General features: G+C 70.4%; 14 protein-coding genes. 5 read left to right on the forward strand and 9 right to left on the reverse strand.

Annotated features, from left to right (window positions below; genetic code table 11):
• Positions 1-152: 152 nt before the first annotated feature.
• From M0G41_RS13250 to M0G41_RS13260, 3 genes are all read right to left on the reverse strand, one after another.
• Positions 153-701 carry a hypothetical protein gene (locus M0G41_RS13250; RefSeq protein ID WP_248210194.1) on the reverse strand — a complete coding sequence of 183 codons (549 nt, stop codon included), beginning with the start codon at positions 699-701 and terminating at the stop codon, positions 153-155.
• A gap of 143 nt (positions 702-844) precedes the next feature.
• Entirely contained in the window at positions 845-1,195 is a 351-nt protein-coding gene (locus M0G41_RS13255) for an ElaB/YgaM/YqjD family protein (protein WP_248210195.1), read from the reverse strand.
• Positions 1,196-1,255: 60 nt separating this feature from the next.
• Complete coding sequence (locus M0G41_RS13260) at positions 1,256-1,402, reverse strand: lmo0937 family membrane protein (protein WP_248210196.1); 147 nt, start codon at positions 1,400-1,402, stop codon at positions 1,256-1,258.
• 340 nt (positions 1,403-1,742) lie between these two features.
• Here M0G41_RS13260 and M0G41_RS13265 point away from each other — a divergent pair, with 340 nt between their 5' ends.
• A complete protein-coding gene (locus tag M0G41_RS13265; protein WP_248210197.1) occupies positions 1,743-2,348 on the forward strand; it encodes a glycine zipper 2TM domain-containing protein in 606 nt (201 codons plus the stop codon).
• Positions 2,349-3,138: 790 nt separating this feature from the next.
• Here M0G41_RS13265 and M0G41_RS13270 read toward each other — a convergent pair.
• Entirely contained in the window at positions 3,139-5,229 is a 2,091-nt protein-coding gene (locus tag M0G41_RS13270; protein ID WP_248210198.1) for a molybdopterin-dependent oxidoreductase, read from the reverse strand.
• Between the two features lie 120 nt (positions 5,230-5,349).
• Here M0G41_RS13270 and M0G41_RS13275 point away from each other — a divergent pair, with 120 nt between their 5' ends.
• Both M0G41_RS13275 and M0G41_RS13280 read left to right on the forward strand, forming a co-directional pair.
• On the forward strand, positions 5,350-5,775 hold the full coding sequence (locus M0G41_RS13275) for a hypothetical protein (RefSeq protein ID WP_248210199.1): 426 nt from the start codon (positions 5,350-5,352) through the stop codon (positions 5,773-5,775).
• A gap of 98 nt (positions 5,776-5,873) precedes the next feature.
• Entirely contained in the window at positions 5,874-9,890 is a 4,017-nt protein-coding gene (locus M0G41_RS13280; RefSeq protein WP_248210202.1) for an nSTAND1 domain-containing NTPase, read from the forward strand.
• Positions 9,891-10,359: 469 nt separating this feature from the next.
• On the opposite strand, the gene M0G41_RS13285 is transcribed toward M0G41_RS13280, so the two are convergent.
• Positions 10,360-11,565 (reverse strand): acyltransferase family protein, encoded by a 1,206-nt coding sequence (locus M0G41_RS13285; protein ID WP_248210203.1) that lies wholly within the window; start codon positions 11,563-11,565, stop codon positions 10,360-10,362.
• 233 nt (positions 11,566-11,798) lie between these two features.
• On the opposite strand from M0G41_RS13285, the gene M0G41_RS13290 reads away from it, so the two are divergent.
• Positions 11,799-12,698 carry a LytTR family DNA-binding domain-containing protein gene (locus M0G41_RS13290; RefSeq protein ID WP_248210205.1) on the forward strand — a complete coding sequence of 300 codons (900 nt, stop codon included), beginning with the start codon at positions 11,799-11,801 and terminating at the stop codon, positions 12,696-12,698.
• A gap of 28 nt (positions 12,699-12,726) precedes the next feature.
• Here M0G41_RS13290 and M0G41_RS13295 read toward each other — a convergent pair whose 3' ends face one another.
• From M0G41_RS13295 to M0G41_RS13305, 3 genes are read right to left on the reverse strand one after another with little or no spacing between them, the layout of a single operon-like run.
• Positions 12,727-13,194, reverse strand: a complete 468-nt coding sequence (locus M0G41_RS13295) for a hypothetical protein (protein ID WP_248210207.1) — start codon at positions 13,192-13,194, stop codon at positions 12,727-12,729.
• 24 nt (positions 13,195-13,218) lie between these two features.
• Positions 13,219-15,159 carry a caspase family protein gene (locus tag M0G41_RS13300; protein ID WP_248210209.1) on the reverse strand — a complete coding sequence of 647 codons (1,941 nt, stop codon included), beginning with the start codon at positions 15,157-15,159 and terminating at the stop codon, positions 13,219-13,221.
• Between the two features lie 42 nt (positions 15,160-15,201).
• Positions 15,202-15,381, reverse strand: a complete 180-nt coding sequence (locus M0G41_RS13305; RefSeq protein WP_248210210.1) for a hypothetical protein — start codon at positions 15,379-15,381, stop codon at positions 15,202-15,204.
• Between the two features lie 125 nt (positions 15,382-15,506).
• Here M0G41_RS13305 and M0G41_RS13310 point away from each other — a divergent pair, with 125 nt between their 5' ends.
• On the forward strand, positions 15,507-17,513 hold the full coding sequence (locus M0G41_RS13310) for a tetratricopeptide repeat protein (protein WP_248210211.1): 2,007 nt from the start codon (positions 15,507-15,509) through the stop codon (positions 17,511-17,513).
• Positions 17,514-17,864: 351 nt separating this feature from the next.
• On the opposite strand, the gene M0G41_RS13315 is transcribed toward M0G41_RS13310, so the two are convergent.
• Positions 17,865-22,757 (reverse strand): alpha-2-macroglobulin family protein, encoded by a 4,893-nt coding sequence (locus tag M0G41_RS13315; protein WP_248210212.1) that lies wholly within the window; start codon positions 22,755-22,757, stop codon positions 17,865-17,867.
• Between the last annotated feature and the right edge of the window lie 52 nt (positions 22,758-22,809).

The raw sequence follows: 22,809 nt of genomic DNA on the forward strand, positions 1-22,809 counted from the left end.
CACGCAACGGCGTTGCCAGGTCCGGTTGGCGCCGCAAAGCAGGCCCTGCCGTAGTCAAACTGTGGGAGTGCCCTTGGGCGCGACCGCGGAGGCGCGCTCTGGCCGCGGTCTGTGGAGAACACGTCACGCCGCGGTCGCGCCCATGTGCGCTCCTACAGTCGGGCTTGGTTGGGCGTCGGCGAAGCCCCATAAGGTGCGCCTTGGGCGCACAGATAAGGGCGTTCGGACGGTACGCCCGGTGCGGCCAGCCGCACCCTATGAATGTCTTCTTCGCGCCCGAAATACACATCGCCGAACGCACGTTCTGGGTCGCAAGCAGCCTGTCGCGCCATGCCGGGTCTGCGAGGCGCCAGTGTGCACTGCCACCGTTCCAGGTGGCCACGGCAACCGGAATGCACACGGATGCCCGGCAGGACGCCGCGGAGGATAGCCTCACAGCGCGCAGGGATGCCGAAGCTTCCCGCAAGAAGGCCACCGCGGATCTTTCCAGCGTGTGACGCGACGGCGTTGAGGAGAACATCGATACCCGGCAGCGGGTCGCCGCCGCCGAAGCCGAGGCGATGGAGCACAAGGCCGAGCGCGACTAAGACGTTGCTGGAGAGCACGGCTAGTCGCCGCGGCTGCGGTGCCCGCATCATCGGCAGCGCGGTCAGCAGGACCAGGGCGGCGGCCAGCGTCAGCGCGATGAGCGTGCCCGCCATCAGGAGGTGCCTGGTCTCGCCCTTCCTCGAGGTCGATCGACGGCAAGCCCAGACGAGCGTGGGCGGTGCCCGGGCAGGGGGTGGTCAGTGTCTGCAGCGAGCTCAGCAGGCCCGCGGCTGGCATCGGTGGCGCCAGCCCCGACTCAGCGACGGCGCAGGAGCAGACCGATGATCAGACTGCCCGCCGCCACGGTGCCGATGGCCCGCCACGGATGGGCATGGACGTAGGCATTGGTGCCTTTGGCCGCATTTCGGGACTTGGATGCAATCTCGCGCTGGGCGTCTTCCAGGCGCAGTCGCGCCGCGCGCAGGGACTGCCGGGCCCTGGCCCGGAGCTCGTCCAGCTTCTCGCCGCCCTGGTTCGCAGTGGCGTTGAGCAGGGCTTCGGCGTCGTCGATCACAGCCTTCAGGTCGCGGGACAGGTGGCTGCTGGAAGGGGGTTCGGTGTTGGCTTTGCGAGGGGTCTTCGCAATGCTGGCATCGTTGGTGTCCATGGGAGGGTCTCAGGAAGGAAGGGACATCGCCAGCCGTTCCAGCGATGTGTGGAAGGCCGGTCAGATGCGCTGGCCGCGCAACAGGCGGATCGCGATCACGACGATCGCAAGGACCAGCAGCAGGTGGATCAGGCCACCCATGGAGTAGGAGGTGACGAGGCCCAGTGCCCAGAGAATCAGAAGGACGATGGCGATGGTTTCAAGCATGGGATTCTCCGTGACGGTCAGCAGGCAAGGGCGGGGTGTTGGAACGACGCGCGTTGGCGATCGCTCGGGCGCAGAGTGCGCGCAGGCGATGGGGATGTTCGGTGCGCTTCCCAACACAGCCGGTTCGACAGGCTGACCCCTGCCGGCGCTGAGGGCGCGGCGCCGCCTGGTCGCTTGATCATGTGGCGATCGACTCACCCGCCACGCGGCGCAACGCGGCGGCCGAGACGGATCGCAGACCCGCTTGAGTCATGGAAAGCCGGCGTGCCGCTACGTGCTCAAGCGCACCGACGGCGGCCGCTCGATGGGCCAGGCTCAGCCCACTCACAGGAGCACATCCATGAACGCCAGCTCACGCATCGCGCTCGTCCTTTCCCTCTTCGTCCTCGGCGACCATGCCCTTGCGGAGGACGGCGACCGGTATCAGCAGTCCAGTTTCCAGCTGCGCGCAGACCGCGCACGCGTCATCGAGGTTGAGCGGGTGGGAGGTCAGTACAGCACCCGTCTGAGTCAGGAGTGCTGGGACGAGAGCACCCGCCGCCACGAGCCCGGCTACTACCGGGACAACTCAGGTCGGCTGTACCGCGGCGAGAACAGCGGCAAGGCCGGCACGGTGATCGGCGCGATCATAGGCGGCGTACTGGGCAATCAGATCGGCAGCGGCGATGGCCGCAAGGCCGCCACGGTGGCCGGTGCGGTGATCGGTGGCGCCGTCGGCAGCAAGCACGGCCAGAACGATAGGCGCTACGCCGATGATGGCTACGACTACTACGGCGACGAGTCCGGCGTGGTGCGGCGCTGCCGCACGGTCGAGGAGCCCGGCGGCGGGTACGGGCGCCGTGGCTACCAGGTGACCTACGAGTACGCCGGACAGACCTACCAGGCGTTCAGCCTGGTCCGGCCGGGACGGACGATCCCCGTGCTGGTTGACGTTCGCCCTCGTTGAGAGCGCCTCGGGTCGCAGAGCACCTGCCTGACTGGCGTGTCAGAGCCCAAGGGGGAAGGCAACGGTGAGCCAGGGAGCGGTCACCTGATGCGTCCCGGTGAGGCAGACGCCGCGGCCCGCAGCGCTGCATGCTGGTGGCGGCATGGGCCGCTACCGCGTTGCTGTTGCGCCGGGCAGATCACCATGAACCCACCGATCCCCCGGACTGGCGCGGACGTGCGACGCGCTGAGGTCGTTCACCTGTCACCAGCTCTGCTCCCTTGGTCCGACGCGAAGCCGCAACGCCTTGCGCGCTGGCGTTGAATGGTTCGAACGCCTTGACAGCTGCGAGGCGCGTCATCCGTGCCATGGCCCGGGACGCAAAGTGCGGCTTTCCTGCTGACTGGAAGCTTCGATGAACACTCCACGATCACGTGTCACCCAGGGCGACACCAGTTCGCCGTCCGGACACTTCTGGGTGGTGCCCACGCCCCGTGCGGGACCGCCACGCAGCCTGTGGTCGCGAATGGTGGCCTCATTCTTCCGCACGCTGCGACGCCGTTGACCGATCTCCAGGTCGTACTCAATGCTTGATTCGGGCCAGCAGGAGGCTTCTTCGCGGGCTTGCCCCTGGCCGGACCGCTCCTGTTGAATCACGGTGCTTGGTGGCCGAGTGCGGCGGCGGTTCTCCGGAATGCGTCGAGCCCCGCCGGATCGGGTGCCGAGCTTGGGCCGGTCTTGCTGTCGTGCATGCACGGGAACAGGTGTCCAGTTGCTTGTGTGGGCGGCAGGGACAGCCGCTGGCCGGGCTCTACAGTCTTTCGACGCGCACGGGGATGCCGTTGAGGGCGGCATTGCCGGAGGGCGCGTCGAGGCGGGTGGGGTCGCTGAGCGCGTTGTAGTTGGCGCCAGCGACCTCGCGGGCGCGGGACAGGCGAACCCCGTCGAGCTGGTGGCCGAAACCGTGAGGCAGGCAGGCCACGCCCGGCGCGAGGTCATCGCTTGCCTCCACTTCGATTTCCACCGAGCCGCGCGCGGAGACCAATCGCACCTGCTCGCCGCTCGCCACGCCGGCTGCCGCAAGATCGTCGCGGTGGAGCCAGAGGGCGTGGCGGGTGGGCCCCTTCACCAGGCGCGCGGCGTTGTGCATCCAGGAATTGTTGCTGCGCACGTGGCGCCGGCCGATCAGGCGCAACGGGAATCCGTCCTCCGCGGCCGCCGACGCCGGTGCGGCAAGCTGACCAAGGGCGTCGAGAAACAGCGGCGGGGCGCATTCGATGCAGCCGCTTGCGGTCTGCAGTCGGCGCAGCAGGGAGGGCTTCAGCGGGCCGAGATCGAGACCGTGTGGTGCGGCTTCGAGCTGGTCCAGCGTGATCCCGCTGCCGCCGGCCCGGAGCCCGGCGGCAATCAGCGTCCGTGGCTCGGGCAGCGGCTTGATCTCCTTTCCGGCCGCCGCGGCGTAGGCGCCGGCGAGGCCGTTGAGGATCTCCCAGTCGGCGCGTTCGTCCTTGCCGCGCGCGCGGATCGGCAGGTTGAGCCGGGCCACATTGCGCACGGCGAAGCCGTTGAAGACCAGGTCGTAGTGGTGCTGGGTGAGGAAGGAGGCAGGCGGCAGGATGTAGTCGGCGTGGCGGGTGGTCTCGTTGACATACAGGTCCACCGAAACCATGCACTCCAGTGAACCGAGCAGGGCGTCGAGGCGGGCGCCGTCGGGCGTGCTCAGGACCGGGTTGCCGGCGCAGGTGAACAGGCCGCGTACCTGGCCCTCGCCAGGCGTGACGATCTCCTCGGCCAGCACGGCCACGGGCAGCTCGCCGGCGAACTCGGGCAGCCCGCGGACCCGTGAGCGCCAGCGGTCGCGGTGGCCCGCCGAGGTGCCCGGGCCGGTCAGGGGAAAGACAGGTTCCGCCGGCAGGCTGCCGCCGGGGCGGTCGAGGTTCCCGCTGAACAGGTTGATCAGTTGGAGCAGCCACTGGCACAGCGTGCCGTGGTCCTGGGTCGACAGCCCCATGCGGCCGTAGGCCACCGCCCGCGGGGCGTCGAGGAAGTCTCCGGCGATGGCTTCGATGGACTGCTGGCCGATGCCGCAGCGCGCGGCGGTGTCGCCGACATCGATCGCGGCGACCGCCTTCATCGCTGCCTCGAAGCCGGCCAGCCGTCCGGCATAGGCCTCGGTGCGCGGGGCGCTGCGGCGCTGCATGGCCTGCAGCAGGGCGATCAGGAACCAGGCATCCGTGCCGGGGCGCACGAAGTGATGCTCGCTGGCGATCGCGGCGGTCTCGGTGCGTCGCGGGTCGATCACCACCAGCCGGCCGCGGGCGACCAGGTCCTTCAGCCGGCGGGTGACGTCGGGCACGCTCATCAGGCTGCCGTTGGAGGCCACGGGGTTGGCGCCGAGCATCAGGAAATAGTCGGTGTGGTCGATATCCGGAACCGGCAGCAGGAACTGGTGGCCGTACATGGCCCAGTTGACCAGCTGGTGCGGCCACTGATCGACCGAGGAGGCGCTGAACACGTTTCTTGATCGAAAGGCGCGCAGCAGCAGCGGCAGGTAGGCGAGATGACCGAAGTGGTGGACGTTGGGATTGCCCACGTACGCGGCCAGTGCGTCGGGGCCGTGGCGGCCCTGGACGGCGGCGAGACGCTCACCCGCCTCGCCCAGCGCCTCGTCCCAGCCGATCTCCTCGAAGTCCTTGCCCCGACGGCGCAGCGGGCGGCGCAAGCGGTCGGGGTCTGCCTCGAGGTCGAGGATGGCATTGCCCTTGGGGCAGATATGGCCGCGCGAGAAGGGGTCCTGGGCATCGCCGCGGATGGCGGTGGCCTCGCCATCCTCGACGCTGATCTGCAGCCCGCACAAGGCTTCGCAGAGCGGGCAGGCGCGGAAATGCAGGCTGGCGGTCATGGCTCAGCTCTCGGAAGGAATGACGGCATGGTAGGCGATCCCGGTCGGACGGGGCTTGCCGAGCGCCGCCGAGGATCGCAAGCTTGGGGCGTGACGCGCGAGTTTCCCCCGCATGGTGGATTGATCGAGATTGCCCGTGAGGGCAGGGTGTTGCGCGTGGTCGGGGGTGGTCCGACCAATTCCGAGGGTATCCAGCACTACATCGAAGCGCTCAAGCCGTGGTTGGCGCAGCTCGGCCCGGGCCCTTGGGCGACGCTCGGCATCGTTCACGCAGGGGGCTCCCTGCTTACGCCAGAGGCCGAAGCGCTGTTCCGTGAGCGCGCACCGGCGCTCGCCGCTCGCGGCCGGGTTGCGATGGCCCTGTGCTCACCGCCGCATCCCGGCAACCGCATCCTGCACGCCCAATGGCGGCGGATCTACGGGGACAGCGGCAGCGAGCTGGGCATCTTCGAGCGCGAGACCGATGCCCGCGCCTGGCTGATCGAACGGCTCAGCGCGCACGGGGCTGTCGCGCGCGACCTGCCGTCGCCGGAGCCGCCGGAGTAGCCCCCCGGTGACGCTCTAAAGCGCGGGACAGGAACGCGCGCTTGTAATCGCCCCTGAGGATGCGAGACTCGGACCCTGGCGCCGCGTGGGGAGTGGCAATGGCTGGCGAACGAGAATGCCGCGCCCTGGTGGTTGGCATCGACGACTATCGTGGTGGCATTGCCCGGCTGCGCAGCGCGGTGGCCGACGCCCGGGCGGTGGCGACCGCGCTGGAGCGCGACCACGGCTACCGCGTCGAGTGCCTGGCCGATGCGACGGCCAGCCGCTCGGCGATGCTCGAGGCACTGGCGCGCTGCGCGGACGAGAGCGCGCCCGAAGAGGGGTTCGTCCTCTATTTCGCCGGGCATGGCCTGGCCACCGGAGACGGGGAGGGTGGCCCGCGCGGCTTCCTGCTGCCGCAGGACGCCGAGCCTGGCGACGAGAGCACCTGGCTGTCGATGCAGGCCCTTCGCGACGCGCTGAACCGGTTCCGCTGCGGACATCTGCTGGTGGTGCTGGACTGCTGCTTTGCCGGCGCCTTCCGCTGGAGCGCGACCCGCGACGCAGTGCTGGTCGGCCATCCGCTTTATGACAGCCAGCTTGCCCGGTACCTGGAGGGCGACTCCTGGCTCGTCCTGACCTCGGCCAGCCACGATCAGCGCGCGGCAGACACCCTGCCGGGCCGCTGCAACACGCGCGACGGGCACGACGGTCCCGGACATTCGCCCTTCGCCGCGGCCTTCCTTGAGGCGCTTGGCGGTGCGGCGGATTCCGCGCGGCGGGGATTCGACCCGGACGGCGTGGTCACCGCCACCGAGCTGCACCAGTTCGTGTTCGAGACCCTGGTGCCGCCCGGTGCCTCGCCGCTGCAGACGCCCGGGCTGTGGCCGCTGCGCCCGGACAACCGCGGGGAGTTCGTCTTCCGCTGTCCCGGCAGCGAGCTGAAGACCCGGCCGGATCCGCCGTTGGACGAGGCCAACAATCCCTGGCTCGGCCTGCGCGCGTATGGCCCTGCCGACGCGCCGCTGTTCTTCGGTCGCGAGCGGGTCATCGAGGCGCTGGAGGCACGGATCCGTGGTGCCGGTGCGGGGAAACTGCTGGTGGTGGTTGGCGCCTCGGGCACCGGGAAATCCAGCGTGGTGCGGGCGGGCCTGCTGCCGCGGCTGCAGGGCGACTGGCGGATCGTGGAATGCGAGCGCTTGCGTGCTGATCCGCTCGACCAGCTCGCCCGCGCCCAGTCAAGGCTGGAGACCGCCCGGACGCCCAACCAGCCGTCCCTGCTGCTGGTGGACCAGTTCGAGGAGCTGTACACGCAGTGCAGCGATTCCGGTCGCCGCGAGGCCTTCCTCGCCGAGCTGGAGCGCGTGGTGCTCGCTCCGGATGGCCCGCAGGTTGTGCTTACCCTGCGCTCGGACTTCGAACCGAGATTGGCGGCCTGTCCGCGCTTCGGCGGGCGGCTAGGCGCGAGCCGCTTCGTGGTGCCGGTGTTCACCCCGGTCGAGCTTCGACGGGTGATCGAGGGACCGCTGCGGGCCCGCGCCCTGTTTCTCGATCCGCCCGAACTGGTTGACACCTTGCTCGGCGAAGTCGCGGCGATGCCGGGGGCGCTGCCGCTGCTGTCGTTCGCGCTGGCGGAAACCTATCGCCTTGCCCAGCTGCGCCGCCGACAGACAGGCAGCGCAGATCGCGCGCTGACCGCGGCCGACTATGCGGCCACCGGCGGCGTGATCGGCGGACTGCATCGTCGCGCGTCGGCCCTGCATCACGAGGCGCGACCGGAGCTGCAGGCGATGATTCGCTGGCTGTTCCTGCGCCTGGTCGCGCCCGATGGGGCGCGGATGGCCAAGCGCCGGGTCAGCTTCGACGAGCTGCAGTTCAAGGAGGACTCGCGCACCGCGTTGGCCCGCGAGGCGGTGGATCTCTATGTTGAGGCGCGGCTGCTGATCGTCGACGACGGGCACGTCGAGCCCGCGCACGACTCGCTGGTCCAGGCCTGGGAAGACCTTCAGGACTGGTTGGCCGCCCATCCGGAGCAGCCCCTGCTGCGCGCGCTGTGGCGCTCTGCCCGGGACTGGCAGTCGGGCGGATTCGGGGGTGGCCTGCTCTGGGACAGCGATCCGCGCCTTCCGCATGCCCTGGCCGCCCTGCCCGAACTCAACCTGCTGGAGCGGCGTTTCGCGCACGCCAGCCGGGTCCGCCGCGGGCGGCGCCGGCGCGTGCTGGCAGCGGCCACCCTGTCGACCATGCTGTTGCTGGCCGTGGCCGCCGTCATCTCCTGGGAACGCGCCGAAGAAGCTGAGCGGCAGCGGCTGGAAGCGGAGAGGCAGCTCGCAGAGGCCCGCTACGCCAATGGCCGGGCGCTGCTGGAGCAGGCCCGGGGGGCGTCCAGCATCGGCGACCACGTGGGCGCTGCCTTCCACAGCGCGACGGCGCTGGGCTTCAGGAACTTCGGCATCGAGCCCGGTTCGGCGGACGGAGCGTCGCCCGCCCCCCTGCTCGTTCCCGAGCATCCCGAGCATCGTGACGCCATCGAGGAGCTGACCCGGGCCCGGCAGCAGGCCTACCTTGCCGTCGCCTGGCGTCCGCTGGGCCTTGCCAGATTCACCGCCGACGCGACCCGGCTGGTCGGGGTCAACCAGGACGGCGACATCGAGCTGCGCGACTTCGCAGCCGACCGACTGGCGCTGCTCGAATCGCCGCTTGGCCGCCCGGAGCAGCTGGCGCTCAGCGAAGACGGGGAATGGCTGGCAGCGAGCGGGCAGGGGAGGACGGAGCTTGTCCTCTGGCAGCTGGGCGAGGGGCTCGATGTGACGACGGCGCCGCGCCGGCTTGCGCCGCCCGAGGGGTTCGAGGCAATGGCCTTCGACCCGCAGGGGCAGCGGCTAGCCGCCGCCGGCCTCGACGAGCTGAGGGTCTGGTCGCTTGGCGAAGCCGAGGCCGAGGCGCTGGTCCTGCCGCTGTATCGCACCGAGGGTCCAGCGCGGCTGACCAGCCTCGCCTTCACCGAGGATGGCGGCACGCTGTACGGCGGAGGCTTCCACGATCGCATCCTGCGTTTCACGCTGCCCCCGGCGAGCCGGACACGGCCCGACCCATCCCAGGTCGGCCGCGCTTCGATCGGCCCGGATTGGACCCTGTGGTCCGAGAACATCCCGAAGGGCGACTACGTACGACAGCTCAGGCCGGACGGCCAATACCTGCTCGCCGCCAGCGCCAATCGTCTGCTGATGGCGCAGCAGGCAAACGGCGTCCTGCGCTTTGCCGAGCAGCCGGTCTACTCGACCCGCTACGAAATGGTCCATTTCGATATCGATGAGCGCAGTGGTCTGTTTGCCGTGGTCGATCGCGAGGGTCTGCGCGTCTTCCGGCCCGGCAGCGATGCGACACCGGCCATGTTGAGGCCGCTCGGAGTGGAACTATCGCGGGTGCGATCGCTGCAGCTGCTCGGTGGGCCGGCGCTGCTGCTGGTCGCCAGCGATGACCGGATGGAACTGATCGATCTCTCGACGCAGCCGTCCGTGGAGCAGGGGCCCGATCCCGAGGAAGAGGCCGCGGCGCTGCCGCCCGCCGACAACGTCGCCGCGCTGCGTGCCCTGCACGAGTCGGGGCAGCTCGATCTGCTGGCCCTGGGCTTCCCGGACCCGGCGACCCGGCCAGCTGGCCTCGACATGCTGGTCTCCGAGACCGAGGACGGGCTTGCGGTCAACTTCGGCGCGCCCGACCCGCAGCGCAATGGCGATCTCCGGGAGCTGGGCGAGATGGAGCTGGCGCTCTCCGGCGGTAGCGACCCCCTGCTCGCGGTGGCCTTCGACCGATTTCGCAAGCGCGACCTGCGGCCAGGTGGCGAGGCCGAGATCGAGGTCTACCGACTGCAGAGCGAGCCGCGCCTGGTCTTCGTCGAAGTGCTCTGGGATCTCGACGCCTGGGGCATCGATCGACTGCGCTTCGATGAATCGGGCCAGCGGCTGCGGGTCGTGGTGTCGAATTTCGATGGCTATCTCCACGCCTTGCACAACTTCCCCATGCAACGCCCTGACCTGGCCCGCTACGTCGACCCCGCTGAGTGCCAGGCGCCATTCAATCTGCCCGCCGGGCATCCCTTCACCCAGACCCGGTTGCTCGATTGCGGCGAGTAAGAGCGGCACATTCTGCCTGTTTCGCAGCCCTGCAAATGCCGCTCCAGAATCTGCGCGCCGAGCCTTTGCGATGCGTGCAGCGGGCGCGAAGCAGACCTTCCGCAAAACCCGAATGTAGGAGCCAGCTTGCTGGCGATAGGCGCCCCGGACGGAACGATCGCCAGCAAGCTGGCTCCTACACGCAAGGGCGCCGATAGGTCCGGTTTGCGCCCGAACCGGGCATCGCGATCACCTTCGCAGCGAAGCCCGGCTGTCGGAGCGCTCTGGGGAGCGACCGCGGAGAGGCGCTCCGCCCACGGTCCCTAGCTGATCCGCGGCGCTGCCGTCGCGGGCGAGCCCGCTCCACATTCGGGCTTTCGCGATGGGACAAGGGCGCCGGCTTCCGGCGCAACCCGGACATTGGTAGGGTGCGGCTGGCCGCATCGGGCGCGCCATTCGAACGCCCGAATCGGTCCGCCCAAGGCGCGCCCTATGGCAACCGCCGGGCGATGCGCTTGCCATTGAGCAGGACGCCGACCGCGGTCGCGCGCACCCAGTAGTGATAGCTGAGCAGCAGGGTCGGGATGGCCACGCCGATGATCAGGCCGTACTTGAGGCTGGCCGGCCAATGCAGCTGCCAGAGCAGGATCTGCAGGGCGACGACGACGGGCAGGTGGATCAGGTAGATCCAGTAGGAGGCATCGGCCAGGTAGCGCCAGAGCGGATGCCCTCCGCCCGCGATGCGCTGGAACAGGCCGATGAAGCCGAACACGAAGCAGCCCATCATCAGCGCGTACAGCCCGCTGTAGGCGAGCGTCGGCAGGTCGGGCAGCCAGTCTCCCCCGGTTGCGATCGCGAGTGCCAGACCGATGGCCAGCAGGGCGGGGAACCCGGCTCCGACGCCGGGAAGCAGGTCGGCATTGCGATGCAGCCACCAGCCCAGTCCGAAGCACAGCCCATACAGGTAGATGCCGGCCGCGGGCGGAAGCAGGGTGGTGTTCGCGGTGATGACCCCTCCGCCCATCGCGTAGACCGCCGGAACCACCGCCAGCGCGAACAGGGGCAGTAGCAGGCGCCATCGCAGCGTGGCGCGCAGCCCCCGGTCGATGGCGGCTTCCAGCGCCTCGCCGACCGGCCCGAGACGGACCGACACGCCGCGCACCAGGAGGAACAGGGTGTAGAGAAGCGCCAGGTGGTGCAGGAACCACAGGTGGCCGAGGGTGAATCCGGCACCCAGGGCCGAGCCCGAACGGTAATAGGCCCAGGTGGCCTGCAGCACCCCGGCCCCAGCCGGGGTCTCGATGCCGAGATGCCCGGCCAGGTCGGCATAGTGGCCCATGGCCTGGGCGCCGTGGATCCACATCGCCATGAGCGGGGGGACAAGTATCAGCCAGCCGAGCACGAGGGGCAGCAGCACCCGCTGCGCGCGCTGGGCGAGAAAGCCTCCGGCGCCCTGCCGGCTGAGCATCATCTGGGCGAAGAAGCCGGCCATGACGAAGAACAGCTCCATCCGGAAGCTGTGCGAGACGTGCTGGAACCACTCGGCGAACCAGTGCGCGCGGATGTCGACGATGGCCCAGCTCGTGCGTCCCGGACAGAACGACTCCGCCGCATGGAAGAACACGCCGAGCAGCAGCGCGAAGGCGCGGAGCGCGTCCATGGCGTGGTAGCGGACGGTCGGGGCAGGCTGGGGCATGGAAACCTGGGAATCGAGGGCTGGCCGCCAGCAGACTGAAAAAACGCTCATGATTCAAACGTTTGGGGATGGACCGCGACGAGCTTGGGGCGAAGCGCGAGAAGCCGGTGGCAGTCTGCAAGCGCTTTACACCCCGGGCGCGCAGCGAAAGAATCAATCCGGGCTTGCATGCCCCCGGGGGAGCATCGATGGACGAGCCGCGATTGGAAGGCGGCCAGGCGGATACAGATTCGATGCGCGGCAGGCGCGACCGCCAGGGGCGGGCGGCCCTGTCACGGTTTCTCGCCGTGCGCAGGCCGTTCGAATGGGGCTTCTGGCTGTTGTTCTTCTGCCTTCACGGCGTCTCCAACGTGCTGGTCATCCAGACCGATCTGGCCAGGACCGGACGCTCCATGCCGGCGTGGGAGCCCTGGCTGCTCGAGTTAAGCAGCATGGCCTCGATGGCCCTGCTCCTGCCGCTGATCCTGGCCTTCGACCGGCGCTTTCCGCTGCGCTTCTCGACCGTCTGGCCCAGCGTTCCGGCGCATGCGCTTGCCTGCGTCGCCTACTCGGTCGCCCACTCCGGCCTGATGGCGCTGCTGCGCGACGCGGGATACGCCCTGGCAGGCGACGACTACCCGCTGGCGCGCTGGGCCGACGGCCTGGGCTATGAGTTTCTGAAGGACTTCCGTGCCTACACCGGCATGCTGGCCATCGTGTATCTCTACCGCTTCATCCTGCTGCGCATGCAGGGCGAGGCGAGTCTGCTCTCGGCCTCCGAGATCCGCCCCAACGTCGAACGCGAGGAGCGCGCCCAGCGATTCCTGATCAAGAAGCTGGGCAAGGAGTTCCTGCTCGATGTCGATGACGTGGAGTGGGCCGAAGCGGCCGGCAACTACATCAACCTGCATGCGCACCGGCGCGTCTACCCGCTGCGCGAGACGATGGGCAACCTGGAGACGCGCCTCGACCCGGCGCGCTTCGTGCGCGTACATCGATCCTTCCTGGTCAATCTCGACCAGTTGGAGACGATCGAAGCCCTGGACAGCGGCGACGCAAGGATCCAGACCAAGGGCGGTGACACGGTCCCCGTCAGTCGCACCTATCGGGCGGCGCTTCGCGAGCGGCTGGCTGGAGCAGTCGGCAATCAGTGACTCCCCGGGAGGCCACGATCATCGACGGCTAGGCTTCGGCAGACTTTGGCGGGCCGTCATCCATCGGCACCTGAGGCGCGACGAACGTAAAGGCAATCAACAGCAGCCCGGCATAGGTCCCGTTGTACCAGGCGAGCTGGGTGAAGGGCTCGCCAAGGGTGAAGGCCCAGATGCAGAAGGAGACCACGCTGAGGGCGAGCTGACGGCGGTTGCGGACCTTCAGCGTGACGCGGAGGTAGAAGAACGTCGCGGCGACGCCGAAGGCGAACACCGCCCAGGGCACCTGGGGGGCGACGGGGTCGCTGGAGTGCTTGAGGAGGGTGATCATCGACAGGTAGACACCGATCACCTCGCCCGGGATCAGCTTCATCAGGCGGTCGGCATAGCCATCGGCAGCCGGTTGTGCCGGGCCGGCTGCGGGAAAGTCCTCGTCCGGTGCACCGCGGCGGCCGACCGGGGCGAGCTTGGGGCTGGCAGTCTGGATCTCGCGGCCCATGGGTGAACCTCTGTGTGGTGGGGGTCAGTCGGCGCGGCGGCGAAGGACGAAGCGGCGGCCGATGGCGCACCAGTCCTTCATCACGCCATCCGCTTCGGTCTCGGGTTCCAGCAGCGCATCGCGGGTCGACGGGCCGTCAATCGCGGCAGCGAACAGGCGGCGCAGGCCGGTCGTGGCATCGGCGAAGGAGCGCGTACCAACCTGCTGCAGCCAGCTGAAGTCGGTTTCGTCCTCGGTGATGAAGGCCTTGAAGGTTTCGTGCCCGTGGTCGCCGGCGAAGCCCTCGGGCAGGCCGAGGCGGATTCGCCTCCGGTCGGCGCCGATGCGCAGCGTCCTGCCCGGTGCCAGCTGCTCGCTGGAACTGTTGGGCGGGTAGAGCAGCTGGATGCGGCCGGTCAGGCCGAAGTCGAGCACGCTGACGAACACCGGCGCGTCAGTGTGGTTGACCAGCTCGAAGGCGATGCTGTCGCCCTGGACCAGGTCCTCGTCGTCCGCCATCCGCTGCCAGCCGCCGTCGCGTTCGCGCAGCAGGCGGAATTCCACGTTCAGACGGCTGCAGGGGTTGTCGATCAGCAGGGCGTTGCGAAAGCGCGCCCAGGTCTCCAGCTGGCCGCGCAGGCGGGTGGGCGCATCGGCTTCGTCGCAGGGCACCGGAGACGCGATCGGACCGCCGCTGCGGTCGATCACCCGCCAGACCGGGCCGCTGGGGGCCTCGCCCGTGGACGCGACGCGCTCGACGCGGTAGTCGGCCTCGTCGGCTGAGTCCGTGATGCGGAGCAGGGGCGAGTCGGACAGGGCAGGGCGCAGGGTGGCGGCGTCATCCGCCGGCAGCGCCTGCAGGTCGACGCCCGGGCGGAACTGCGCGGTCGACGGTTGCTGTTCGATGCAGCGGGCGCCGGCGGGCAGGGGGGGACCCTGTTCGAGCCGTCGTGCGAAGGCGCGCAGCACGTCGACGCGGGTGATCTCCAGGCGGGCGATCGGCGGCGGGGTCTGCGCCAGATCCGCGGGCGGGGGCACCACGGCCCAGAGCGCGCCGGGGGCCAGCCCGTGAGCCGCGCCGCCTTTCAGGATGATCTCGCCGTTCTGCTCCGACTCCAGCTCGACGTAGCGGCCAGCGGCGTGCCGGGCGTCGGAGAACAGCTCGCGATCGCGCGCGCCCTCGATCTGCGGATGCTGGGTCGGGAATCGCGTGCTGACTTCGCGTCGGGCCTTCTCGAACACGTCGCGATAGCGGCTGCCGGGCGGCGCTGCCAGCAGGGCCGACACCAGGAAATGGGTCAGGGCGCCGTGGCGGATGATCTCGCCGCCGCGGCGCTCGCTGAACTCGTGGGCGTACTCGGTGTCGCGACAGCCCGACATCACCACCCAGGACTCGCCCAGCGCCAGCCAGTCGGAGGCCGGATCCAGAGCGCGACGCGCCGGGCCGGGCGGTGTCGGCGCGCCAACGCCCATCTCGTCAAGGGCGCGCTCATCGGCGGGGGCGGCGCGGATGCGGGCGGCAAACGGGTCGCGGGTGATCGTGCCGGAGTGGCAGCAGTCGATCAGCAGGCTGATCCGGCGGGTGCGCGCAGCCAGCCGATCCAGCCAGGCGCCGATCTCATCGTCGACGATGTCCCGGTTGGGATGCGGATTCCGGCCGCTGTCGCTGGGCATCAGGGTGCTGTCCTTGCCCGAGGACTCGCTGGCGTCCACCGACGTGCGCCGGGAACCGTGCCCGCTGAAGTGGAAGAACACCTCGTCGTCCGCGCCGGCGACCTGAACCAGGTGTTCCATCCCCGCGAGGATGGCGTCTCGGCTGGCCTCGGCATCGTGCAGCGAGCGCACGTTGGACGCGGGGAAACCGAAGCGCTCCTGCAGCACGCTGGCCATCAGCCGGGCGTCGTTGACGCAGCCGGCCAGCTGGTACTGGGCGTCGAGCAGCGGATAGCGGTCGATGCCGATGATCAGCGCATGCCGCTCAGCCATGTCCGGCCCCGCGCAGCGCAGCGCGACGGGCGCGCATCGCGATCAGTTTTCGTCCGGTGGGCCGGGTCGTGTGGCGGGGCCCTTGACGTTCTCGTCGGGCGGGCCGGGTCGCGTGGCGGGCGCCTTGACGTTCTCATCGGGCGGGCCGGGACGGGTGGCGGGTGCCTGGTCGTTCTCGTCGGGCGGGCCCGGGCGGGTATTGCCGTTGGCGCTGGAACTCATGCTCGTCTCCCCACTGCCACGAACTGGGCGCACGCTAGCACATGGCCAACGCGATGCCCATGTAGACCCGCCGCTCATGGCATGCGGGTATGCTCGGTATCCGTTCCCGGGAACAGGGTGGCTCCTTGGCGCGCTTCGTCCAGACCTTCCTCGCCGAACTGCGTCGCCGCCGCGTGCTCCGCGTGCTGGCGATCTACGCAGTCGCGGCCTGGGTGGTGCTGCAGATCGGTGAGGTAACCTTCGAGCCGCTGGGCATCTCGCAGGAGGTCATGCGCGGCCTGATCGTGCTCGCCCTCGCCGGGTTTCCGCTGGCTTTCGTGCTGGCCTGGCTGATCGAGGTCGGTCCGCGTGGGTTGATGTTCGACCTGCCGCTCTGGCCGCGGGCCGGTGACCGGGCGCCGCGCGGCCGACGCTCGGACCTCGCGCTGGCGCTCGGCGTGCTCGCCCTCACCGTGATCGGTGCCTACACCGCCTTCGGCATGCTCGGGGAGGAAGCGGCCGAAGCGCCGACCGCCCGGGCAGACAACTCCATCGCCGTATTGGCCTTCGACAGCTTCGACACCTCGGCCTCCACCGACTACTTCGCCAGCGGCCTCGCTGAAGAGATCATCAACCTGCTGTCCGGTATCGAGCGGCTCAATGTCGCCTCGCGGACCTCTTCCTTTCAGTTCCGCGGCGAGCGCGTCGACGTGCGCGAGATCGCCCGACTGCTCGGCGTGGCCCGGGTGCTGGAGGGCAGCGTGCGCCGCGACGGCGAGCGCCTGCGGGTCACGGCCCAGCTGACCGACGGCGAGAGCGGATTCCAGCTCTGGCGACAGACCTATGACCGCCGGCTGTCCGATGTGTTCGCCATCCAGCGCGAGATCGGCGAGGCGGTGGTCAACGAGCTGCAGATCGCGCTGTCGGTGGAGGTTAGGGATCGGCTGGGAAAGGTGCCAACGACCAGCCTGGATGCCTATCTGTTTTATCTGCAGGGGCTGGATCGACTGCACAGCTCGCAGGACGAGAACGTCATGCGCGTGGCGATCGAGCTGTTCGACCGCGCGCTGGAGCTCGACCCGCGCCTGGCCCGGGCCCTGGCCGGGCGCTGCGAGGCCGGGCTGCGGCTGTACCAGATCGGCAACGATGTCGCACAGTTTGAACGCGCCGAGGCCGACTGCCAGCGCGCCGCCGATCTGGATACCGGGCTCGATGCCACCACCCACGTGGCGCTGGCCAGGCTTTACCGGTTCCGCGGCTGGACCGACCGCGCCGAGGCGCAGCTGGAGCGGGCCCGCGCGATCGCCCCGGCGGAAGTGGATGTGTATCTGGAACTGGGCCGGCTGCGCAGCCGGCAGGATCGCGAGCAGGAGGCCGAGGCCAGCTTTCTGCGGGCGGTCGACCTGAAGCGCAATGACTGGCGCACCCATGACGCGCTGGCCACCTTCTACTACCGCAACGAGCGCTACCGCGAGGCGCTGCAGTCCTACACCATGGTGACCCGGCTCGCCCCGGACATCGCGACCGCGTTCTCCGGCGCGGGCGCCGCGCATTGGATGCTGGGGGAGGTCGACGCGGCCGGCGCCGCCTGGGAGCGGTCGCTGGCCCTGAAGCCTAGCCGTCAGGCCTTCACCAACCTCGGCCTGCGCTACTACTACGCGGGCCGCTTCGAGGAGGCCGCCGACATGCAGCGGCAAGCGCTGGAGCTGGCCCCCGATGACCATCGTGTCTGGGGCCGGCTGGCCGAATCGCTGCGGTTTCTCGCCGAGGGCGAGGGTGAGAGCCTGGCGGCGTACCGCCGCGCGGCCGAGCTGGCTGAGGGGAGATTGCGCATCGATGCCAGCGACTGGTCCACCCAGGGTCTGCTGGGTCTGTACCGTCTGTTCGCCGGCGAGCGCGAGTCGGGGATGCGCCTGCTGCACGAGGCGGTGTCCGGCTCGGGGCGCTCGGCCGAAACCCTGTACTACCAGGCGATCGGGCGGGTGCAGTTCGGCGATGCCGAGGGCGCGCTCGATGCGCTGGAGGAGGCCCTGGCCAAGGATCCGCAGTACCGCCAGTTCCTGCTCAAGGACCCCGACCTTGCCGCCCTCCGCGATGCGCCGCGCTTCGAGCTGCTGGCGACCCCTGACGGTGCGGGTGTGGGTGAGCCTTAGCGCCGTTTCACCACGCGAGGGTTGAGCGGGTGGAGGGAGGCGTTACCGCGTGGGCCTCGCGGCGGTCGGATGAGCGCGGTCGGGTGCGGGGTGATGGATTTCCTGGGTGGGCCGGTCAGCGCAGCAAGCTGCGCTCTACGGGCAGCTTCGTTTTGCGGCCGGTCGCTTGATTCGGCGATATGGCTGGATTGGGGCGGCCCCCTCCCAGCCTCCCCCTACGCCCCTTTGGGGGCGCAAGGGGAGGGGCCACAGCGCCGCGCGTCTACCCGTCGAGCTCTCGTCGCTGGTGCTCCTTTTGCGAGGGGTCGGGCGGGCGGAACCGGTCCTCCACGCCACTCGCGCGACGCGCCCTCAGGGCGCGGCGGCGCCCACTACCTCCAGTTCCGCCGGGGCACTGGGGCCGATGCTGCGCAGGCCGGGGCGGTACATGTCCTCGGCGAAGGGCGGGGGCACGGTGTAGCGGCCAGGGGAGACGGCGCGGACCAGGTAATACAGGGTCGCCGTCTGGCCCGCCCAGAGCTTGAGCGCAGCGCTGTAGCGGTCGTCGCGGAACTCCTCGTGCTGTTTGTCCGCGGCCCAGTGCCGCTCGCTGAGGGCCTGGCCGTCGATGACCAGCTGCTCGAGCGTGCCGCGGTCGCCAAGGCCGAGATTCTCGATCTCCAGCCCGCCGGGCACGAGGTCGGTGACCAGGGCGTCGGGGACGTTCTCCTCGGCGCCCACGACCAGCCGGACCAGCAGCGTGTCGCCTTCGCGCAGGCGGGCTCCGGTGAACGGCTTGCCATCCAGCGTGTACCAGCTGCGCCGGATGCTGAGGCCCTGGTCGACCGGCTTCGGCGCACTGCGCGGTGTGCCGACGATGTCCTCCAGCAGCCAGGCCTGGCCGGTGGACTCGAGGTTCAGACGGCTCGGGCCGTCGGCGAGGGCGGCATGCCACTCGTTGAGGCCGGGGCCCAAGGCAGCGACGCGCTCGCCCTGCTGCCAGCTGCCAGCGAGAGTCTGGTCGCCGCGCCGGGCCAGTTGGCGGCCCAGGCGGAACAGGGCGAGCTGCTCCTGGGTGCTGAGCAGGCTGTTGCCGCGGGACGGGTCGCGCACGCCGCGGGCGATCTCGAGCAGGTCGTCGCCATCCACGCGGTCGCCGAGGTCGTTCTCCATCAGCAGGGCCAGCAGCCAGGCCTGGTCGCGCAGGGCGCTGCCGTAGTCGCCGAGGTAGCGCGGCCGCTCGCTCTCGAAGGCCAGGGCCTCGTCGATGCCGGCACCGGCGCGCTGTTCGTCGCCGGCCAGCTTCAGAGCCAGGGCAAGCTGGAGCCGGGGCAGGGCGGTCAGGCTGTTGCCACGTTCGTGGTCGTGCAGGGCGCGCAGGGCGCCGAGTGGGGCGCGGCCGGCCCGGGCCAGCACGTAGCCGGCGTGCGCCAGCGCCGCAAAGCGCAGGTGGGCGGCGTGCTCGAAGGCATAGAAACCATCACCACCCTGCAGCAGGTCCTCGTTGAGTCGGTCGAGGCTGCGCTGCAGCACCGTTTCGGGAATCGCCAGCCCCGACTCGCGCGCCACGATCAGCAACTCGGCCACAGGCGCGGTCATCTGTGGATTGGCATAGCCATCACCGGGCCAGTAGGCGAACTGACCCGAGGCCAGCTGCAGGCTGTTCAGGCGGTCGAAGCCGCGGCGCAGCATCGACTGCCGGCGATCCTCGTCCAGGCCGCTGATGGCGAGGCGTTCGCGGGCTTCGGCGTCGGCCCAGACCAGCGGCCAGAGCCGGCTGGCGGTCTGCTCGATGCAGCCGTACGGATAGCCGATCAGGCCCTGCGCCGCGCTGGAGAAGGGGATCGGCGGATCCGCCGAGAGGGCTGCGCGGAGCGTGGTCGAGCCCGGCTGCAGGCCCTCCGCCAGGCCCTGCCCGAGGGTCCGGGTCATCGGGCCGTCGACGCGGGTCAGCTCGCCGCGGCGCTCGGCCGGGTAGGCCGCACGCACCGCGATGGTGTGCTCGCGGTGGTGATCGATTCCTTCGCCGCGGACCGCGACGCTGAAGCGACCGCTGCCGGTATCCGCCTCGGCCCGTGCACGCAGCGGCAGGCGCAGGGTCTGCCTGGCCTGGTCGGCCAGCTGCAGCCGCCGCGCGCCGTCCTCGATCGCCAGCAGGGCATCGCCCTCCACCCGCAGTTCCAGCGACTGGCCGCGGCCTGAGAGGTTGTGCAGGTCGACGGCCAGCTCGGCGCGGTCGCCCGGCGCCATCACCCGCGGCGTGCTGACCTCGACCACCAGCGGCGCGCGGACCAGGGTTTCCTCGCCGGCGGCGCCAAAGCGGTCGGCGGCGTAGGCGATGGCGGCGATGCGCAGGGCGCCGTTGAAGGCGGGCGCGGCGAGGGTGACTTCGGCCTTGCCCGCGGCGTCGAACTCGACCGGCCCGCTGTGGACCGCGGCGGTCCGGGTGCGATCGGTGGGCCTTCGCGCCTGCGGCAGGCCGGCCAGCGCGGCGTCACCGCCGTAGCGAAGTCGCGCCCGGCTGCCATCGAGACGCTCGATCAGCCGCGCGTACAGGTCGCGAGCCTCGACCGCCAGGCCGCGCTGGGCGAAGAAGTACGCCGCCGCGTCGGGCAGCCCGTAGCCGGTCAGGGCCAACACACCCTGGTCCACCGCGTCGACCTGGGCGAACGCGCGCTGCCCGGCCAGGGCAGGGGCAGAGAGCCGCAGGGTGATCGGCTGCTCCGGGGCGACCTGTTCCGGCGCCTCCACCTCCAGCGCCACGGCGCGTTCGCCGCGGTCCAGCGGCACGTGGGTGATGCCCACCGCCCGCGGCGGGCTGGCCCGGTCGCTGCGGCCATCGGGGCGGAAGACCAGGGCGCTGACGTAGAGGTCGTGGCGGTCCAGGTCCTCGGCGAGCTCGAAACTGACCGTGCTGCCGTTGCGGGCCTGGATTGGCCGCGCTTCGATCAGCCGGTCGGTTTCGAGCAGCACCAGGCCCGGCCCTTCGTACGGCGGAGTGAGAGTGATGGTCAGCGTTTCGCCGGCGCGGTAGCGCGGCTTGTCGAGGGCGACGCGGACCTTGTCCGGCCGCGGCTCGTCGCCCCGGTTGTCGTCCTCCCAGCGCCAGCCGGCGTGGAACGGCAGGTTCAGGACCTGCCCGCTGTCGAGGTCCACCAGCTGCAGTCGATAGTCGCCCCACTCGACACGGAAGCGCTCCACCACCGGGCCATCGGGTAAGAGCTTTACCTCGCGGGTGTCGACCTCCTCGTCGCGGCTGACGAAGTCGGCGCTCCAGCCGCCCTGGGGACTGTAGGTCCAACGGTAGTCGCGGATGCGGCGGATCAGGGTGGCCTTGGCCCGGCCCGCGGACAGCGCGCCCTGTGCATCCGAGCGCAGCAGTTCGAAGGCTGCCTCGCCGTTGGCTTCGGCGCCGTCCTCGCGATCGAACAGCGGGCGGGCGCCGAGCAGCTGCGGCGCCGGCAGCAGGGTGCGCACCAGCGATCGCCGTACCGCGCGGCCGCCGGATTCGAACAGGCTGGCGGCGACCCGCACCGAGACCGGCTGGCGGGCCAGCCGCTCGTCATCCAGGAGGGAAAGCTCGGTCGATAGCTGGCCGTCCTCGTCGAGCTGTCCGTCGAAGGCCTGCTGCGGCGCATCGGGCAGGTCGGCGTCGGGGTCGGCAAACAGGAAGTCGCGGTGAGCGGGCACCGCATGGATGGCGGGCCGGTAGATGAGGTCGACGCTCAGCCGGTTGCCGGCGGCCGGGGCGCCGTAGAGATAGTCGCCCTGCACGCTGAGCGGCAGCGCCTCGCCGGCCGCGAGCGGCGCCTCGGGTGCGTCCAGCGCGAGCTTCAGGCGCTCGGGCAGGAACTCCTCGACGCGGAAGTCGAAGCGGCCGAGGCTGCGCTCGCCCTTGGGGTCGGCGAACACCGCCAGCTGCCAGCGGCCGGTCGGGGCGTCCTCGGCGATCGGGTATTCGAGGCGGAAGCTGCCGAGCTCGCCGGGCTCGAGGACGCGTGGCGCGAGGCTGCGGCCATCCGGCAGCCGGAGCACGGCGAACACCGGCGCCAGCGCGTCGGGCAGCCGGCCGTCGTGGTCGCGGAGCAGGATGGAGGCGCCCAGCCTCTCACCCGGGCGATAGAGGTCGCGGCCCGACCAGATGAAGGCATCCATCCCGGTGAACGGCCGGCCGGCCACCGGAAACTCGGCCAGATCCAGCGCTGGCTGGCGCAGCGACAGCACGGCGATCTCGCGGCCGGCGCGGGCAACGAGGACCTGCTCCGGGCGCGGCGGAACGTCCAGCATGACCCCTCCATCGCCAGCCGTTTCACCTTCGGCCAGCAGGCGTCCCTTGTCGTCACGCAGTTCCACTACTACGCCGCCCCGGGGCTGGCCGCTGGACAGTGAGGCGGTGTGCACCCACATCGCCTCGCGGTAGCCGCGCAGGTGCAGGCCGATGTCTGTGACGAAGAAGTGGGTGGCGGCGTACTGGCCGCCGAACTCGCCCGGTCGGCGCATCACCGCGAAGAACACCCCGGGCTCGCGCAGCTCGGCAATCCCCTGCACAGGGATGTGGCTGATCTGGCGCTCGTTGGGCACGCTGTCCAGCGCGTAGCGCGTGGCGTAGACCGAGTCGGCCAGCTTGGCGATGTCCTGCAGCTCCCAGCTGCCGCGCTCGCCGCTGCCGCGCCAGCGCTGGAAGAAGGCCGAGTAGCGCTCGGGCCGCACGCGGAAGATCTCGACGTCGGCCTCGGGCGCATTGACCCCGACCACCGGCAGCCCGGACTCGTCGCCGGCGCGCAGCACGCTGCCGGTGCTGGCAAAGACCAGCAGCGGCGGCAGGTTGCCCGAGAACACCTCGCGCTCGGTCGGCTGGCCCGGCGCGGTGCCGTCGGCGGCCTCCAGCGTGGCGCCGACCTCGATGCGGTAGGTCGTGTTGGGCTTGACGTAGGGGAAGCGCAGCATCTGCTCGCCGGCCTCGTACTGCCAGCTTCCCTCGACCTGGCCTCCGTTCGCCTCGCGGATACGCAGGCGCTCGTCGAAGGGCTGGGCGCTGGCCAGCGCCCGGTCGAAGCGAAGCTCAATGGCCGGGCGGCCCTCGAACTCGCCGCCGACGGCCGAGCGCAGGCTGAGGTGCGGAGCAAGGGACGCCCCGGCCTCCTCTTCGCCAACCGCCTCCACTGTGCCCGGCGCGGGCTGTTCGGAGCAGGCGGCAAGCAGCAGCGCAGCGATCAGGGCGCCGCACCGGATCCATCGTGAGGGGAAGGGGCGCTGGGACGGCATGCTCGGCTCCTGTTGGTTGGCGGGAGTATAGGCGCCGCCATGACATCCATCT

This window comes from Pseudomarimonas salicorniae (genome assembly GCF_023156535.1).
GTDB classification, from domain to species: Bacteria; Pseudomonadota; Gammaproteobacteria; order Xanthomonadales; family Xanthomonadaceae; genus Pseudomarimonas; species Pseudomarimonas salicorniae.

Excerpts from the sequence above, each read along its gene's own strand:
- M0G41_RS13315 (WP_248210212.1), bottom strand. The coding sequence starts at position 22,757 with ATGCCGTCCCAGCGCCCCTTCCCCTCACGATGGATCCGGTGCGGCGCC.
- M0G41_RS13290 (WP_248210205.1), top strand. The coding sequence starts at position 11,799 with ATGCGCGGCAGGCGCGACCGCCAGGGGCGGGCGGCCCTGTCACGGTTT.
- M0G41_RS13285 (WP_248210203.1), bottom strand. The coding sequence starts at position 11,565 with ATGCCCCAGCCTGCCCCGACCGTCCGCTACCACGCCATGGACGCGCTC.
- M0G41_RS13280 (WP_248210202.1), top strand. The coding sequence starts at position 5,874 with ATGGCTGGCGAACGAGAATGCCGCGCCCTGGTGGTTGGCATCGACGAC.
- M0G41_RS13250 (WP_248210194.1), bottom strand. The coding sequence starts at position 701 with ATGGCGGGCACGCTCATCGCGCTGACGCTGGCCGCCGCCCTGGTCCTG.
- M0G41_RS13260 (WP_248210196.1), bottom strand. The coding sequence starts at position 1,402 with ATGCTTGAAACCATCGCCATCGTCCTTCTGATTCTCTGGGCACTGGGC.
- M0G41_RS13255 (WP_248210195.1), bottom strand. The coding sequence starts at position 1,195 with ATGGACACCAACGATGCCAGCATTGCGAAGACCCCTCGCAAAGCCAAC.
- M0G41_RS13295 (WP_248210207.1), bottom strand. The coding sequence starts at position 13,194 with ATGGGCCGCGAGATCCAGACTGCCAGCCCCAAGCTCGCCCCGGTCGGC.
- M0G41_RS13265 (WP_248210197.1), top strand. The coding sequence starts at position 1,743 with ATGAACGCCAGCTCACGCATCGCGCTCGTCCTTTCCCTCTTCGTCCTC.
- M0G41_RS13270 (WP_248210198.1), bottom strand. The coding sequence starts at position 5,229 with ATGACCGCCAGCCTGCATTTCCGCGCCTGCCCGCTCTGCGAAGCCTTG.
- M0G41_RS13305 (WP_248210210.1), bottom strand. The coding sequence starts at position 15,381 with ATGAGTTCCAGCGCCAACGGCAATACCCGCCCGGGCCCGCCCGACGAG.
- M0G41_RS13300 (WP_248210209.1), bottom strand. The coding sequence starts at position 15,159 with ATGGCTGAGCGGCATGCGCTGATCATCGGCATCGACCGCTATCCGCTG.